The organism is Candidatus Poriferisocius sp. (genome assembly GCF_965202595.1).
Classification (GTDB): domain Bacteria; phylum Actinomycetota; class Acidimicrobiia; order Acidimicrobiales; family Bin134; genus Poriferisocius.
Genome location: NZ_OZ241836.1, coordinates 2,392,753 through 2,408,434 on the forward strand (window position 1 = coordinate 2,392,753; position 15,682 = coordinate 2,408,434).

General features: G+C 58.1%; 13 protein-coding genes. 3 read left to right on the top strand and 10 right to left on the bottom strand.

Going from position 1 to position 15,682, the window contains the following annotated elements:
• Nucleotides 1-166 precede the first annotated feature (166 nt).
• On the top strand, nt 167-637 hold the full coding sequence (locus ACOGXC_RS10835) for a hypothetical protein (RefSeq protein ID WP_419918205.1): 471 nt from the start codon (nt 167-169) through the stop codon (nt 635-637).
• A gap of 72 nt (nt 638-709) precedes the next feature.
• Here ACOGXC_RS10835 and ACOGXC_RS10840 read toward each other — a convergent pair whose 3' ends face one another.
• Nucleotides 710-1,588, bottom strand: coding sequence for a fibronectin type III domain-containing protein (locus tag ACOGXC_RS10840; RefSeq protein ID WP_419918206.1), 879 nt, complete (start codon nt 1,586-1,588; stop codon nt 710-712).
• Nucleotides 1,589-2,134: 546 nt separating this feature from the next.
• Here ACOGXC_RS10840 and ACOGXC_RS10845 point away from each other — a divergent pair.
• Nucleotides 2,135-3,046 (top strand): ATP-binding protein, encoded by a 912-nt coding sequence (locus ACOGXC_RS10845; protein ID WP_419918207.1) that lies wholly within the window; start codon nt 2,135-2,137, stop codon nt 3,044-3,046.
• A gap of 337 nt (nt 3,047-3,383) precedes the next feature.
• On the opposite strand, the gene ACOGXC_RS10850 is transcribed toward ACOGXC_RS10845, so the two are convergent.
• The 6 genes from ACOGXC_RS10850 to ACOGXC_RS10875 all read right to left on the bottom strand — a co-directional run bounded on the left by ACOGXC_RS10850 (nt 3,384) and on the right by ACOGXC_RS10875 (nt 12,408).
• Entirely contained in the window at nt 3,384-6,047 is a 2,664-nt protein-coding gene (locus tag ACOGXC_RS10850; RefSeq protein WP_419918208.1) for a type ISP restriction/modification enzyme, read from the bottom strand.
• A 5-nt stretch (nt 6,048-6,052) separates the two neighbouring features.
• Nucleotides 6,053-6,823, bottom strand: coding sequence for a hypothetical protein (locus ACOGXC_RS10855; protein ID WP_419918209.1), 771 nt, complete (start codon nt 6,821-6,823; stop codon nt 6,053-6,055).
• Complete coding sequence (locus ACOGXC_RS10860; RefSeq protein WP_419918210.1) at nt 6,823-10,026, bottom strand: helicase-related protein; 3,204 nt, start codon at nt 10,024-10,026, stop codon at nt 6,823-6,825. Before ACOGXC_RS10860 ends, ACOGXC_RS10855 begins: the two co-directional genes overlap by 1 nt.
• Before the next feature lie 103 nt (nt 10,027-10,129).
• Nucleotides 10,130-10,909: a DUF1828 domain-containing protein gene (locus tag ACOGXC_RS10865; RefSeq protein WP_419918211.1), complete on the bottom strand. Its 780-nt coding sequence runs from the start codon at nt 10,907-10,909 to the stop codon at nt 10,130-10,132.
• On the bottom strand, nt 10,909-11,370 hold the full coding sequence (locus ACOGXC_RS10870; protein WP_419918212.1) for a hypothetical protein: 462 nt from the start codon (nt 11,368-11,370) through the stop codon (nt 10,909-10,911). The genes ACOGXC_RS10865 and ACOGXC_RS10870 overlap by 1 nt, the downstream gene beginning before the upstream one ends.
• Nucleotides 11,371-11,571: 201 nt before the next feature.
• The gene (locus ACOGXC_RS10875) at nt 11,572-12,408 is read right to left on the bottom strand and encodes an SDR family oxidoreductase (RefSeq protein ID WP_419918213.1); all 837 of its coding nucleotides are present in this window, start codon (nt 12,406-12,408) and stop codon (nt 11,572-11,574) included.
• A 70-nt stretch (nt 12,409-12,478) separates the two neighbouring features.
• Between ACOGXC_RS10875 and ACOGXC_RS10880 the strand changes: the two genes are divergently transcribed.
• Nucleotides 12,479-12,982 carry a nuclear transport factor 2 family protein gene (locus ACOGXC_RS10880; protein WP_419918214.1) on the top strand — a complete coding sequence of 168 codons (504 nt, stop codon included), beginning with the start codon at nt 12,479-12,481 and terminating at the stop codon, nt 12,980-12,982.
• A gap of 19 nt (nt 12,983-13,001) precedes the next feature.
• Here the strand turns inward: ACOGXC_RS10880 and ACOGXC_RS10885 are convergent, their stop codons facing one another.
• The 3 genes from ACOGXC_RS10885 to ACOGXC_RS10895 form a co-directional block, all read right to left on the bottom strand.
• The gene (locus ACOGXC_RS10885) at nt 13,002-13,982 is read right to left on the bottom strand and encodes an amidohydrolase family protein (RefSeq protein ID WP_419918215.1); all 981 of its coding nucleotides are present in this window, start codon (nt 13,980-13,982) and stop codon (nt 13,002-13,004) included.
• Between the two features lie 101 nt (nt 13,983-14,083).
• Nucleotides 14,084-14,803, bottom strand: coding sequence for a carboxymuconolactone decarboxylase family protein (locus tag ACOGXC_RS10890; RefSeq protein WP_419918216.1), 720 nt, complete (start codon nt 14,801-14,803; stop codon nt 14,084-14,086).
• A gap of 96 nt (nt 14,804-14,899) precedes the next feature.
• The gene (locus ACOGXC_RS10895; RefSeq protein WP_419920064.1) at nt 14,900-15,652 is read right to left on the bottom strand and encodes an SDR family NAD(P)-dependent oxidoreductase; all 753 of its coding nucleotides are present in this window, start codon (nt 15,650-15,652) and stop codon (nt 14,900-14,902) included.
• Between the last annotated feature and the right edge of the window lie 30 nt (nt 15,653-15,682).

The following is a 15,682-nucleotide window of genomic DNA, read 5'->3' on the forward strand; positions in this document are numbered from 1 at the left end:
ACAGGATCGTTTCATAGTGCTGGTCTTTGGTGAGAGTCTTCATGATGCCAAAGCCATAGCACATTTGATCAGGGTGCTATGTCCACCCTTGAAAGACAAAGTACGCTCACGACCAAGGCCCATATCATTGAATCGGAATGCGTCACAGTCCAAAGTAAAGGCTTGGATGGATCAACTTCGTAGCGCTGTTGATGCCTATGAAGAACAAGTTGTCTGCGTTTTCGTGCATAGAGACGCTGACACCCCTGATCTGCAAGGTGAAGTTGAGCAGCAATTGCAGGCAAATTTACGTAAAGCTGGCATAGATCAGGCACACGCAATCGTACCTGTAGAGGAGATAGAAGCGTGGTGGTTATTGTTCCCCACTGCTACCGAAAAGTTGAAACAATCATGGTCCGACACTCTCAAAAAACAACCTGGAAATGTAGATATGATCTCCAACCCCAAACATGAGCTAATCCAGCGCACAGGACGTAACACCAAAAGAGATGCCTATACCGAGGCGGACTCCTCAAAAGTTGCTGAAAGGGTAGCAGCAGCAATCCAAGGGGGTTCGCTGCCATCAGGCCAGAGTAACTCCTACAACCGCTTCAAGTCATCAGTTGAGGCTTGCTGCGACTATGTACATAATTCATAAACACCTTGAGGCTATCTATTTTATCGAAATATCCGGGCTTGCACCCATCAAACCCCACAGATTCTGAGTTGGTTATGACACTTTAGGTGGAGCGAATGCAAATGCGACAGGACCATAGCCCGTATCGTTCACTGCGCGTAGTTCGAATTGATGCGACCTACGATCTATCCCACTGGAACGTGTATAACCGATAGTCATACCAGTCACTGTGTGTCGGATTGTGGAAGCGTCGGAGCTCTCAATATCGGTCCATTGACCCCATCGGCGTCCGGTTCGACGTTGCCTCAGTTGATACTTGGTGATTGAATCATCTCCAGGACTATCCCAAGACAGCACAAACGTCTCATTGTTATTGATGGGCGTGATTTGGAAGTTTTTCGGCTTCCCAGGCTTAGACGGAACTGGGGGGGTAGTTTCTTGCTGAACCGATTCCGGCTCCGTGGTTGTGGGATTAGCCCTAAGTGGCGAAGTGGCTATGGTATTTGACTTGCGGCTCTTGCCTCCATCGTTCACGGCGCGTATCCGAAATTGATAACCCCTGTTATCAATTTTACCTGTTCGAGTATTTGTGGCAGGCAAAATTACTGTGTAAGTAGTGGTGGTAGCGCTGGAGTTAGGAATATCGGTCCATTTGTCCCAGCGCTTCCCGTTCCGGCGCTGCCGCATCTGGTACTTCGTGATCGATTCGTCTCCGGGATCATCCCATGACAGGATTACCGAATTGAGCGCCGGCTCACCTCGGAGGTTCTCGGGCCTGTCAGGCGCTGCCACACCGACCTGAGCCTGCACCGGCTGAGGCAGCAGAACCGCGATCAGCGCTACCGTCGCAACGACTGCGAGAACCGAGTGGCGACCCCTACCTGCAACTTGGCCGGCCCAGCACCGCCCAGTCATCAGAACGGGGGGGGGGGGGGGTAGTACCCTTGTGCTGATATCTGTCCTGCCTACCATCGGTGGCCTCCCATTGGCATCAGGGGGAACTCTGGCATCTAAGCTAAAGTTCCCGTTAGCTCACCCTAAAACTTCGGGTGCTACAAGTTCTACTAGCACATGGGGCCTGCGGTGTCAAGAGCATACAGGGTGATCTTTGCGCATCCGCGAGACGATCCCGGCGATGGCCATGACCAGAGGCTCAGCCCATCAACGAAGCCAGCCGGTTCGATCCCGCTTCTATCCACCTGGACGTATTGAACGAAGCCCTGCTCGCCGATGGAAGGCCGCCAATCGAGGACGACCATGAAAGCATTGTCAGGGCACTGGTGGATTTCAACGTGGCCGAGCGATCCCAGGACCCGTCAACCCCGGGAGTAATCGCGGCAGCACTGGTGTTGTTCGGCAAAAAGCCCGAACAGCAAATTCCAGGTGCTCGGGTGCAACTCATTCGCCGTCCCGGAATCGGCCCCGGTCCCGGCCCTACCTCCGCAAGGGAGGAGTGTACGGGGCCACTGAGCAGGGTCCTGGACATGCCCCCACCCCGGGGGGTGGGGGCATCGGTGGGTGGAGGAGTGTACGGGGCCACTGAGCAGGGTCCTGGACTGCTGTTTGGACTTCATTACCCGGCACACCAGGCAGTTCGAGATAGTAGTACGTCGCAAGCGCGAGACAATTTCTGAGTACCCCGAAGCCGTACCGCGCGAGGCAATTCTCAATGCTCTGGCCCACCGCGACTACGGGCTGGTGGGAACGACCATCGACATCACGGTCTGGGATAATCGCATCGAGGTACAAAGCCCCGGCCCGTTGCCCGGGCACATAACCGTGGACAACATGCGCGTCGAGCACTACAGCCGCAACCCCAAGATCATGCGAGTGTTGAAGACAATGGGACTTGTAGAGGAGTACGGCGAAGGCGTGGACCGGATGCACCAGGAGATGGAGGTTCGCCTCATGGAGCCGCCAATCTTCAATGTCACCACCGACTCGGTGACGGTCACCCTGCTCAACAGGTCGATCGCATCGGTGGAGGATCAGGTTTGGCTGGCAATGCTGGGAACTGAGCAGTTGAGTGCCGACGAACGCCTTGCTGTGTTCCTAGCTCAAAACGAGATGACCGTTACCCCGCGCCGTTTGCGACAGATACGTCCAGAGTCGGATGCCGGCGGCATTCTTGACGTTGCCGTAACCAAGGGACTTCTTGTACGCACAGGCAAGCGAGGAGGCTCCCGCTACGAACTATCCCTCGAGATGAGGTTACGTGTGGGGGCAACTGGTATCGCGGCCCAGACCCGCAAGCAGCAGATGTTAATTGAGGAGATCCATCGGCGGGGAAGCATCTCGACTGCTGAAGGCACCAAGCTCCTTGATGAGTCGATGGCAACAACTCGCAGCCTGCTGAACGGTCTGGTACAAGAAGGTGCAGCCCGAGCCGAAGGCCAGACCCGAGCCCGCCGCTACTACCCATTCGATTAACGTAACTTGACTATCAACAGCCATTTTAAGCCTATTTATTTGAAAGATATTAATATCTTTCAAATGTTCCTGGGACAGCAAACCTTGAACTCAGCATACTACCCCCAACCTCTGAGATAGCCCCGTGCCGGTCGGCTACACTTATCTATACCTAGGTTGAACAGGGAAAATACTGATGGAGAAGCAGATGACACCAAGAGAGGAGAGCCTGAGTAGAGCAAGGTTCAGCCGAGCCGAAGACCAAACCCGAGGCCATCACTGCTATCCCATTCGATTGACACAACTTGGCTACCAATAGCCACCCTAAGCCTATTATTCCAAAAGATATTATTATCTTTCAAATGGCTGTATCGAGAACGGTGCCCAGCTTCTTGGGGGGTTTGCGGTCGGCCTCGGTGGGGGTTGGGAGGTCTGAGGCGGGGATCAGCGGGCCAGCAGTGATCCGCTCCAGCAGGTCGGCGGCTTTCGGGGTGACCTCGACGGTGTGCTCAATGATTGACAGAACCAGGAGGAGTTCCTCGGTCTGAGTCCAGTGGGTGGGGCGGATGTCGTCGAGAGGGCTGGACTTTCTGCCCTTGCGGACTCGCATCCGGTAGCCGAGCCAGGACTTGAGCACTTCGTGGCCGGAAACCTCGAAGTCCCAAACCTCCGGTGCAACAGGGGCAAAGGTACCTGAGCCGACCGTCAAGGTTCGAGTGGCGGGGTCGTAGTCATATCTATCGGGCATTTCGACCACTGGATGCACTTGCTTGGCGCTGCCGGGCGGAAGCTCCCGGTGGCCAGGCGGAGCGAAGCGCTCTCCCCATGTGTGCCACCACAGCAGATCGCGACCGAGGGCCACCGCTTCGGCAAAGAGTTCGGGGTCACGAGTGATCGGGATACGAACCGGACCAGTTGCCTCGGCCAGGCGCTCACCGAATTTGTCGCTGAACGCTGGGGTGGCCCCGAGGCCGTAGACATAAGCCAGCAGATCCTCGGCAGCCACCTCGGTACCAAGTATCCGGCTGAGAGCGGGGAGCAGTCCCTGGGTTATATTGGGAATTGTCGCGGCTGTGTCGCGATATAGAGGTATGGTGTCCCTGGCACCTCGACCACTGAAATGATGAAGGTCAGGTACATAGGGAGTAGCAGTTAGTACTGGACCTTGACCGAGTTTTGTGGAGGTAAGGGTAGTCAAGTACACCTGCCTAGAGCCTCGGACATGCCAAAGGTAAGGGCCTGGGGCATCGCAGAGACGGTTGTCAGCAATCAGCCATTGCCGGTCAAAGCTCCTATATCCATATCGTACTATACCTTCAAAAAATTGAGTAGATTCCAAGTTTTCTACTGGGGTGAGTTTAGGGCCAAAAGTTAGCAAAGGATCAAGGTAACTAGTTGAACGTCGGCCGGTTGGCCTATCAACAAATAGCTTATATCGTTGCCCTTTAGCTTCCGATACCAATTCTTGCTGTCGAAGTTCTAAACTGGCCACATTCTCTGCTATAGGCCATGTTCTCCCAACCTTGCAGCCAGAACGTATCCATGGCAATAAGTCGGTAATATCAGGCCAACTATAGTACTCACTTTCGATAAGGGGAGTGAAATTGTCCAGCCCTGAACCAGATACTGCATCAGTTACTTCTTCAAGGCTGAGCTTGTACAGGCGCTGAAGTTTATCAGCCCGAAAGTCGGACACCCTGAGATACCTCACCTGGCAATCCTTGTTTTGTTCCTTCCCAGTTCGGATTCCTAAACCGATCGTTACCGGGGTTTTAATGTCAAAGATGTTGTCATCTATATAAGCCCCACGACCCTCACCACCTAGATCGATTATCCATAGCTCGTCAAACCTGTCTCGGAGGAGGTGGCGCAAACCACCGAAAGAGACTCCCTCTACATATGACGACGCGGTGATAAAGGCAACTACACCAGGACCCGGATGTAACTCGGTGGCCTGCCACAGGGCCCAGCGCCAGAAATATATATAGTCATTGTAAATATTTTTGAGATGGCGACCAAGGCCAGCCTCTTTCATCGGCTTGATAACTGCTTCAAGTAACGGCGGTATACCGGGCACTCCATGTCGTACTACTCCGCCTTTACGCCTACCGGTTTCATCAATAGCTCGCTGTTCCCGATCGTAGGGAGGGTTGCCAATTACCACTGTGAACCGCTCCGATTCCTTGAGGTTGGCGGCTCGCTGGCCCTCTAGGGCGACGGGATTGGAGTCGATGCCTAGCTGGCCTTGCTTGGGTGCGTGATCAAGCGTGTCAGTGAGCAAAATCTGGGTCTCAACACTGCTGGCACCGGAGTCGTGCAGTTCTAGGGCAACCTTGAGGTGGGCAATGGCGTAAGGAGCGAGCATCAGCTCAAAGGCGTGCATCGATTTAATCACATGGTTCTTGAGATGTGCCGGCCAGTCATCGCCGGTGTAGGACTTCTTGGCCCGCTTCAACCACTCCACTAGGAACGTGCCCGTGCCGGTGGCGGGGTCGATCATTGACACGAAAGGCTTGGCGGGATCAATGCCTTCGGGTACCTCAAAGCCGTTTCGTTCGGCCACCTGTTGCCAGGTGGAGGCATCGGCTATGCCCATCTCCAGGTTGAACCGAGTCCGTAGCACCTCGTCAACCGCCCGCACGATGAACTCGACCGCGGGCTGCGGGGTATAGAAGGCACCGGCATTGAGGCGTTCTTTGGGATCATACTTCTTGAGGAAATCCTCATAAAAGTGAATGACCGGATCACCGCCCTTGGCAGTGCTGCCAATTTGATCGAGGATTGCCTCAACGTTGGTCTCGCGCAGGTCGGCCACAAGCTGAGACAAGTCGCTTCCGGTTAGCTCATGGGCTTCGACCTGGTCGTGAACCTGCTCAAAAAACGCCTCCAAAAACGGGTTGGCAAGCGGAACCGTGGAGAAGATGGGGCTGGCACCAAAATCCTCGGGGTTGGTCACCCGGCTGCTGAGCATCCCATAAACCAGAGTCTGAGCACACATGTTGGCAAAGCTCTCGGTATTCACATCGCTTACGAGCTGGGTGCGTACCTCTCCCATAAGTTCGGCAAATGCCCCCCCCCCCCCCGTTCTTCGGCTATGAGAACACAGCGAATCTGATCCCGAAGGTCGCGGGCCGTGTCAGCCATGCGCTCAACAAGTCTTTTCGCATCAGTGATGGGCTGCCCAGGTCGAAGTTTGAATGCTTTGCGCCACTGCTGTCGCCAATTCTCGACATCCCTCTCATCGTTTGGCCAGGTCAGATGTGGTAGTAGCTCTTCGTGAAGGCGTCTGAGGTGCCTGTGGGGTGAATGAGTCGGACACCAGGAGAGCGTGCGGAACTCTGCGATAGCATGATTATCGCCACTAAACGCCAGCAAGTGGAGCTCAACTGGGTCATCACTGCCGGTAAGAATCACAAAGAGCAAATCATCCAGACTCCACGTAGGGTGGGTAGCGGTGGAAGAACGTTTGCGGCGCACGAGAGCCTGCAACAGGCGGCGCACCTGGGTTCTAGGGAGCCTGGAACCTGCAAATTCTAAAAAGAACACACCCCACGGCTGACCAGTGGTAATGGGCCGCAACTGCTGGAACCGCCTGAGGTCTCGCACCTGATCCTTTGGGATACCAAGTTGGCCTGTCTCCCATTCGTAGATGACAGATGCAAGATCTTCATCATCCAGCAAATCGTCCCGTTCTGCTGGCCAGCCGAGATCATCCACCAGATAACTGAAAACCTGTGTGAACTTGCGAATGCGTCGCAGTGCCTCTTCGGGGCTCTCGGTAGCCACATGATCTGCCATCAGTTGAGCTCCATCCAGCAATGTAACTTCGGTTTAGGGGCATCCCCTGGGGCTTGTACCTGCTTCAGATAGGTGTTACGCACATGATGGAGCACCTTCTTGCGAACTTCCTTGAGAGTGGACCGCGACATCGTGCACCGGCGGGGAGTGTTGGGGTTGGAGCGGATGCTGTCGGCTATCTCTCCCGGGGAGTCAGCGATGGTGTCGTTGGTGAGGTCGTAGAGGTACCAGCGAGTGGGGCCGGCTTCCAGGGTGAACTCCCCCACCGAGGTGTCCATAGCCGGCAGGGAGTAGCAGAAGAACACGCCGCGGGTACCCTTGCTGAGCTTGCGACTACCCGAGAAGACCGAGCCGGGGAAACCTTCGAGACGCTCGGAGAGGCCGGGGTGGGCCTTGAGCAGTGCCTGATACTCCAACTGCATCTCCTCAATCGCAGAACGCTTACCCTCATACTTTGCGTTGAACTCTCGTAGCTCATCGTAGTCGTCGTCAGGGTGCAGCAACTTACGGCCCTCGATACCGAGCGTCTCGGAGATCAGAAGCGTCTTACCGCTCACCCGCTCGTAGAGGTTCAGGATACGTTCGAGTTCGTCCGGGGGCAAAAAGTTCCAGAAGCGGACAGCCCCCCGATCCTTGGCGGCTTCGGGATGGTCGGTAACCAAGCGAGCTTCGATTTCGGAGTTCATGCGCCGATCAACCCGGCCGATGCGCTGCATGAGCCTCACGGGGTTCCAGTGCAAATCGTAGTTTATGAGCCGAGTGGCATCCTGAAGATTGAGTCCTTCCGAAAGCACGTCGGTGGATACCAGCACCTGGATCTCGGTTTGACCAGCACGGGCAAGCTCGGCAGTACTGGATCCGTTGTAGTAGGGTGAGAACCGGCGAATTGCCTCGGTCCGATTGAGCGTTGAGCCACTGTCTATGCGTTCCAAGCCTTCAATTTCGGCGGCTTTGAGTTCATTCTCCACATAGCGAGCAGTGTCGGCAAACTCCGTGAAAACTAACACCTTGAGCCCCGCAAGCTGGTTGGATCGCAGTAACCTGACGAGCTTTTGCACCTTGTCGTCCTGGGTGGGAGTGAGACGGCGGGTGACCTCCAGAAACTTGGCGATCTCATCGAGGTCATCAAAGGTCTGCTCCAATATGGTTTCCAGGTCGTACTCGTTGCGGGGCAAGACCTCGACCGCCTCAAGCATTTCGGGTGGGATCACATCCTCGTCTGCGTCGGCATCGTCCTCGTTTTCCTCGTCCTCCATATCGCCAAGGGCCAGGCTTAGCTGTGTCTCGGGCCGGTAGTTGACGATTTTTTTATGCTGTTGCCGCCAGTGGTTATACCGGTCAAGCTCAGCACCCGGTTCGCTGTTGGCTCTCACGAAAGCAAGTAGCTTGCGCATCAACCGGTCGAGTGACTTCTCGAACGCATACACCGAGCTCTCAAACCGCTTGAGAAACATGGTTCGAATCAGGCCCACTACCTGTCGCTGGCGATTTTTCTCGAAAGCATCGACTTCTTCGGAACCGGTGTAATGCGCCAGCGGGTAGTAGATGGCCAGCGAAAACAACGGATGCTCGCGGTTGCAGGCCTCTTCGAACATGTCCAGTACCCGCTGATACTGTTTGCGAATGGTGTAATCGGCCACCTGGGGGCGCTCCCGCTGGGGGAACGCTGCTGATTGGCCGATTTCCTGCATCTGGCTGGCCCTGGCGTAGGACCGGCTGCGCTGCACCACCAGAGCCCCGAACACCACATCATCCGCCAGGGCCTCTTGAGCCTCAGGTGTCATCCCATCGACCAGACCCGTTGCCATATCCGCAGATCCGGTTCTGCTTTCAGCTAGGTATTCCCGAAGGGCGTGTTCCTTCTGGTTGAAGTGTGCCGACAGATTGTTCACCCCGAGGCTGCCGGCGAAGTAAGCCTCTTCGCCGCGGGTGAAAAGTTCGGCCATGTGGCGAAAGTCGGCCAACCTGTTGTTGATCGGGGTGGCGGTGAGCAAGAACACCAACTTGGAGCGTTGAGCCTCATCCAGCATGTCGTAGAGACGCCAATAGCGAGACCGGCCATCTTGAACGCCTTCGGTATCTGCCGCCATGTGCCGGGAACCTTGACTGCCCCGGTTGCGGAAGTGATGGGCCTCATCGACTATCACCGCGTCGGCCAGTTCGGTAATTCGCTTGAACCTCTCCGGGAACTCCTTGCCTCGGCTCAGATCGGTATGGTTGAACACGCTGAGGCTGGAGAAGTCCTCTCCACCGCCTACTCCCCCAATATGGGGCAGCCACTCCCGCAGGTGCGGATCCCACACCCCCTTGCGTGCCGCCTTGGGGGCGAACAACACCACCCGCTTGTTCTCGTGCAGCACCAGCCGTTCGATCAGCATCAACCCCACAAAGGTCTTGCCCAATCCCACCCCGTCGCATAGGAACGCACCACCGTGCCGGCGGGCGATCTTCATCAGCGACCCGTACGCCTCCTGCTGGTAGCGGTCGAGCTGGGGGAACATCCTTGACCGGGTTTGGTCCCATTCCCCGGCGGTGAGTTCTCGACCCCTAAACAGTTCGTACAGAGCCTTGGCGTACACATCAAACGGCGTGAACTCGGCGGTGTGGCGGGTGACAGTGTGCAGGATTTCTGCGGTCACATCCTCAGCTTCGACCCAGTGGGCCTCAAACCAGTCCTGGAGTTGTGTGACCTCCCGGCCGCTCTGAACCTGAATGTTCAACTCGATGTTCTTGGTGAGGCCCGCTCGGGTGAAGTTGCTCGACCCTACCAGCGCCTGAGCACCCACGACATCGAACTTGGCGTGAGTTATGTAGGCCTTGGCGTGAAACTTGTCCCTTCTGTAGACCCGGCACTCGATTTTCCCCGCCGCAATGGCCTCCACAACTGCCTCCACCCCCTCCAGAAAGGGGTTCTGCTCCTTCTCCCTCTCCAAGCTGTTGGCAAAGTGATCCACCCTCTTGGCCAAGGCTTTCTCAAAGGCCTTGAGGGTGCGCAGCGACACCTCATCACCCATCAGAAGCCGGATCTTGTCCAACTGCTGCCACTTGCCGTCGAGAGCCAGCAGCGCGCCGATCTCGAAGAAGCCGGTTGCTATGTCGAACGAACGGGCCAAGTCGCTCCACTGCCGCAGATACTCCAGCCCCGTCCACCCCGACACGCTGTTGTCGACAATGAACAGATCACCGCCGCTGCCGTCGCTCACGCCCGACACTGTAACCGGGTCATGTGATCACTACGGGAAAAGTACCGAGCAAACGGCTTGCCCTTCATAGCCACTACCAGCAGGCGAACGGTAGCAAGTGCTCCTAAGCCACTCTTTTCTCAAGTTTGCGACTGAGATATGTTTTTGAATCAAGAGACGAAATCATTTCTCCACCTACATCGGAAAGCCTTGCAATGTCAAGCCCTTGTATCTCTGCTAAATCACGAAAAACTATTATCGACTCAAATTCTAAATTATGTCGATGAAAATGAGCCAGTTTTATTGTTGCAAGATGTGCCTTGTCACGATTGAGGATCCCATATACAAAAAGAGGAATGTTATTTTTTCCCTCAATCCTGTAGTCAACAGAATAAGCTTCGGCATTTGGAACATCTGGAATGTAATCACGATATATTTTACTCTCACCCACAAGACTTTCTAAAGTAGTAGCCAGGTCATCATAAAAAGTGGAACCTACATTAGTACGAGATAGAAATGTTAGATCATATATCCTAGTTAGAGCTTGTCCAAAATTAAAAATAGATTCAGGGAGCCGTTCCGCAGAGGTATCAATATAAAACACTCCGCCATCGTAGCAGATTTGATTTTCTCCGATGACTTGCTCAAGTAGAATCCATCGCTTTCCAGTAAGAAATGAATCAATATCATGCTCATAGCTAATATGCATTAGCGTATGTCCGTCATCTGACAGACGGAAACCGCCAGCAGGTGCCTCGGCCAGGTGAAATGGGAAGCTGTCACCGTCAGGAAAAGTGAAATGCGTCCGTAGCATAAGTTCCCCGTCCGGGCGACGCTCAACTTCGATGTCTTCACATAGGCGCTCACAAAGCAGTGCCCTCAATGATTCTATATCGAAAGCCATTAGAAGAGCCTCATCTTTTCCCCTACAGGTGGATCTATCCCCCTAAGTTCAAAATCTTCAATCAAACAGCGAAAAGCGCCTTCTAGCGTGGTAAATCGGTCAGTCTCAATAGCTTCAAACTCGGGTTTTTTGCCTGCTGCTATAGCTTTAGCAGTAGCTTTATGAATATGTGATTGGTATTTGATGTCCCCATGCCTGTGGCTCGGGCCATTATATCGAGCCAATGTTATCCGAGTGCCATCAGCCACCGGAAGGTAAGCTATTCCACAAGAGAAGTCTTTGCTGTCCTTAAGGCTCTCCCGCTGGAACACCTCAAAGTTGCTACCGCCATCACCAGCAACCTTATAGGTACGCTGGCGATGGCCTGGCTTTTCGACCCAGCGAGCACCTGGGTTGGTTACCCACTTTGGAATCAAGCGGAAACTGGTGAGTTCTTCATCACTGTAGAGGCTGAAGGTCACAATTGCCTCAATGGGGGCGAACGGCTCTCGTGCTTGGAATGCCCTGTGAATTGGCTTGGGGTGTCAATAGCGGGTGCAGGCAGCCCATGTATCCCTCCAACTGGTTGCTTGGTTACTCAACCTACCACCCACTGGATCCCCATGTCCCACAATTTTTGCTCGGGATTGCGGGAGCCAAACTGCTGAGCAAGCACACGGTGCCTACAAACCTATGCGGCCGGCCTCGCGGATCATGGGGGCGTAGTCGGCGAAGCCGGGGGCATCGGGGCGGGCTCCGGTGGTGTAGCCGGCATCGGTGGTGAGGCAGTGGCCGCTGGTGTAGCCCGATTCCTCGGAGGCCAGCCACAGGGCGGCGTTGGCCACGTCGGTAGCCAGGCCGGGGCGGCCGATCAGGGGGGAATTGGCGGCCAGTTCGGCCCGGGCACCGTCCATGTTGGTGTGGTCGCCGGTGTGGGCGAAGGCCACCATGGGGGTCAGCACCGAGGCGGGGGCGATGCAGTTCACCCGGATACCGAAGCGGCACAGCTCGGCCGCCGCGTTCTTGGTCAGCCCCACCACGGCGTGTTTGGCGGTGGCATAGGCGTGGGGCCCGAGGCCGCCCATCACCCCGGCGGTGCTGGCCATGGAAATGATCGACCCCACCATCCGAGGCTTCATCACCCGGGCGGCGTGCTTGACCCCGTAGAACACCCCATGTAGAAGGATGTCGATGCTGGCGTGCCACTCATCGGTCGGGGTGGTGTCGATGGGGCCCACCGCGCCGACTATGCCGGCGTTGTTGTACATGATGTCGAGATGGCCGAACCGGTCCACCGCGGTGTCCACCAACCCGGCCACATCGTCCTCGGAGGTCACGTCGCAACGGGCGAACACCGCGCCGTCGCCCAGCGACTCGGCCAGCGCCCGGCCGGCATCATCCTGGATGTCGCCCAGGACCACCTCGGCCCCCTCCTCGACGAACCGCTCGGCTGCGGCCCGACCGATGCCGCTGGATGCCCCGGTGATGGCCGCCACCCGGCCTGCCAGTCGCCCGCTCATACCAACCTCCTATCTCAATGAATGAGTTCTCATGAATGTCCAGTGGGCAGCACCGTAACCTGGGTGGCCTATGAATACCCGATCAGAAGACCTCATGACCCTGGATGTGGGTCGCCTCCGGAACCTGCTGGACCGAGATGCCATCCGCCACATCCAGATCCGCTACGCGTGGTCACTGGACAGCCACCGCTGGGACGCGCTGGCCGAGGTGTTCCTGGCTGATGCCGTGGCCGACTACAGGGGCGAGCGCTTCGAGGGACTGGCGGCCATCGTGGCCAAGTGTGCATCCTCCCTGGAACCGGCGGATGCCAGCCAGCACCTCAACGGCTGCCACTGGGCCGATGTGGACGGCGACAAGGCGGTGGCAGGCTGCTACTTCATCGCCACCAAGTATGTCGCCGGCACCCCCGGCGGCGACACCTTCATAGTCGGCGGCAAGTACATCGACCAGATGGTGCGCACCCCCGACGGATGGCGCATCGCCCACCGCCTGCTGGAGCAGACATTTCTGGACGGCAACCCCGAAGTGGAAACCGCCTGCCAGACCCGCTGGGCAAGCCGTCAAAACCAGTAGACCGGCTGGTCCAATACATTCAGAGCCTCAGTAGGCGGGTGGCGTTGGCGTTGAGGATGCCGGCCAGACCATCCACTGCGGGGCCGGTGCCCCGATCCCAGCCACCGAAGTTGGTGCCGTACACCAAGCGGTCGGTGCCGTACTGCTCCAGCGCCAGGGCCAACTCGGCCCCACCGGTGACGTGGCAGTCGAACCAGAGGCGGCCAAGGGCTCGATCGAAGGCCCCCGGCTCCTTGATCCACTCGGGGGTGGCAGGGCGGCGCTCGGCCAGCTTGCGGAGCTTTGACAAAACCATGGGGGTGGTACCCCCACCGTGGGATATGCACAGATCCAGGTCGCGGTGGCGCTCGGTGACCCCGCCGAACACCAGGGTGGCCACCGCCACCGCCTCCTCGTAGGAGTACTCCAACACCAAGTCGAGGTCCCAGCGACGGAGCCGGGGGTCGAGCAACGGGCCGTCGATTCCCGACTGGGTGGGGTGCAGGAAGTGGGGCACATCCAACTCGGTGCACAACGACCAGAGCTGATCGAGGGCGGGATCGTCCAGCGGGGTGCCGAAGTCGGTGCCGGTGTAACCCCCCAGCAGGCCCAGCTCCCGAACCGCCCGGCGCAGTTCGGCGCAGGCGGCATCAATATCCTGCATGGGCAACGCCGCCAGCCCGACGAACCGGTCGGGGTGGGCAGCCACTGCGGCAGCCAGATCGTCGTTGTGGCGGCGGCAGAAGTCGATGGCCAGACGCGGTTCGACGAAGTGCAGGTAGGTGAGCGGGTTGGGTGACAGGGCCTGCACCGAGATGCCCTGGGAGTCCATCGCCTCCAAACGCAGTCCCAACTCGATGAACAACGACCCCCGGTAGGCCACCCCGTCGAGCCGGTAACCGCCCACCCGGAACCAGGGGGTGCCGTCGTCGTGGGAACCGATCTCGGGACCGCACGGCCCGGCTGCCCACATCGTGCCCTCCAGCACGATGTGGGCGTGAACATCAATCAGCCCGGCCACAGCCTCAAACCCTCTTCGTCCGACCAGGCTGCGGGCAACAGGCCGAAAGTCACCGCAACCAAACCGGCCACAGCCTCAAACCCTGCTGGTGGGGGACAGCGTCAACGGCCCTCCATGATCCCGTCGGCACCGGGAAGCCAGGAGGCCACGCCCGATATGGGAATGGCACACACCACCGCCTCGGTAATCTCGGCCTCGCTGGCCCCGGCCTTGCGGGCACCGTTGGCGTGCACGTTCACGAAACGACTGGAGAACTCAGCGGCGTTTATTGTGCACAGCAACAGCTCCACGTGCTTGGCTTCGAGCATGTTCTCGGCCAGCGACCACTGCCGCATGAGCACGTACCCCTCCAATGCCCGGGGAGCGTCGTTCGCCATCAGCTCCACATAATCGGGCACGAACCCGAAGTAGCTCTCGAAGTATTCCAGCGCAGCTTGCCGATCCAGCGAGTACTCGGGAATCGGTTCGCTCCCATGACCCACCGTCTGGTCGAACACCTGGTCGACGGCCCGGGCAAACGCATCGTAAGTGGCCTCCCCCCGGGAGATGAGCACCGCCAGCGATGCGCCCCGGGCATCGCTCAGGGTCAACCCCAGGTCGCGGGACCGGGCCAGCTCCCGCCGGGCCAGCTCGTGCTGACCCCGCACGGTGGCTGCGCAGGCCATGTACAGCGCCTTGGCCCAGGCCGGGCAGGCCCCATCGCGGTCGGTCACGTCGCGTATGCGGGCGTAACCCTCGGCAAACTTGGGGGACACGGCGGCCAGCTCACCACCCGACAGAGCGGAGCTGGCCAGCTCGTGATGCACGGCGTTTTTGGCCATGCTTTGAGGGGATGAGGCTTGGTTGGATGGGGCTTGCAGGGTCATGGCTTGTTCCTGGATGGGGCTTGCAGGGTCATGGCTTCCTCTCGGGTTTGCTCACAGTTTGGACACTTCTCCGCCGTCGATCACAACACACGATCCGGTTACGAATGCGGACAGTCCCGATGCTAGGTAACAAACCAGCGGCCCGATCTCATCGGGCAACCCCATGCGGCGCACGGGAATCCGGCGCAGCCGGGCGGACAAGGTGTCGGGGTCATCCAGCACCGCGGACTGGGCCGCAGTCTCGAACGCTCCGGGGGCGATCACGTTTACCCGGATACGGTGCCGGGCCCACTCCCCGGCCAGGGCCTCGGTCAACCGCAGCAGGCCCCCCTTGGATGCCGAGTAGGCGGCCAGCAGAGGTTTGCCCCTGAGCCCGGAGGTGGAGGCCACATTGATGACCGAACCGGGACTGCCGGTGCCGATCCAATGGTGAGCGGCTCGACGGGCCAGGGCTGCGGGCGCGGCCAGGTTGACCGCCAGAACCTCGTCCAGCACCTCATCGGGCTGGCTGACGAACGTTGATGCCGGGGCAATACCCGCGTTGTTGACCACCGAGTCGAGGCGGCCGAACCGGCTGATCGCCTCGTCCACCAGGCCGGCAACCCCGGTCCGGTCACGCATGTCGCACGGCACCGCGGCCACTGCGTCGCCCAGCTCGCCGGCCAGCGCCTCGAGAGCATCAACCGAGCGGGCCGCAGCCACCACGCAGGCTCCTTCGGCCACCAGTGCCCGCACTGCGGCTTCCCCCAAACCCCGGCTGGCCCCGGTTACCACCGCCACATGGTTGTCCAATCCCAGTTCCATCGCCACCGCCCCCTACTCGTCCAATCCCAG

Bases quoted from the DNA above. Each gene is read 5' to 3' on its own strand.
- ACOGXC_RS10880 (WP_419918214.1), top strand. From the start codon at position 12,479: ATGAATACCCGATCAGAAGACCTCATGACCCTGGATGTGGGTCGCCTC.
- ACOGXC_RS10835 (WP_419918205.1), top strand. From the start codon at position 167: ATGGATCAACTTCGTAGCGCTGTTGATGCCTATGAAGAACAAGTTGTC.
- ACOGXC_RS10840 (WP_419918206.1), bottom strand. From the start codon at position 1,588: ATGGTAGGCAGGACAGATATCAGCACAAGGGTACTACCCCCCCCCCCC.
- ACOGXC_RS10875 (WP_419918213.1), bottom strand. From the start codon at position 12,408: ATGAGCGGGCGACTGGCAGGCCGGGTGGCGGCCATCACCGGGGCATCC.
- ACOGXC_RS10855 (WP_419918209.1), bottom strand. From the start codon at position 6,823: ATGGCAGATCATGTGGCTACCGAGAGCCCCGAAGAGGCACTGCGACGC.
- ACOGXC_RS10895 (WP_419920064.1), bottom strand. From the start codon at position 15,652: ATGGAACTGGGATTGGACAACCATGTGGCGGTGGTAACCGGGGCCAGC.
- ACOGXC_RS10865 (WP_419918211.1), bottom strand. From the start codon at position 10,909: ATGGCTTTCGATATAGAATCATTGAGGGCACTGCTTTGTGAGCGCCTA.
- ACOGXC_RS10890 (WP_419918216.1), bottom strand. From the start codon at position 14,803: ATGGCCAAAAACGCCGTGCATCACGAGCTGGCCAGCTCCGCTCTGTCG.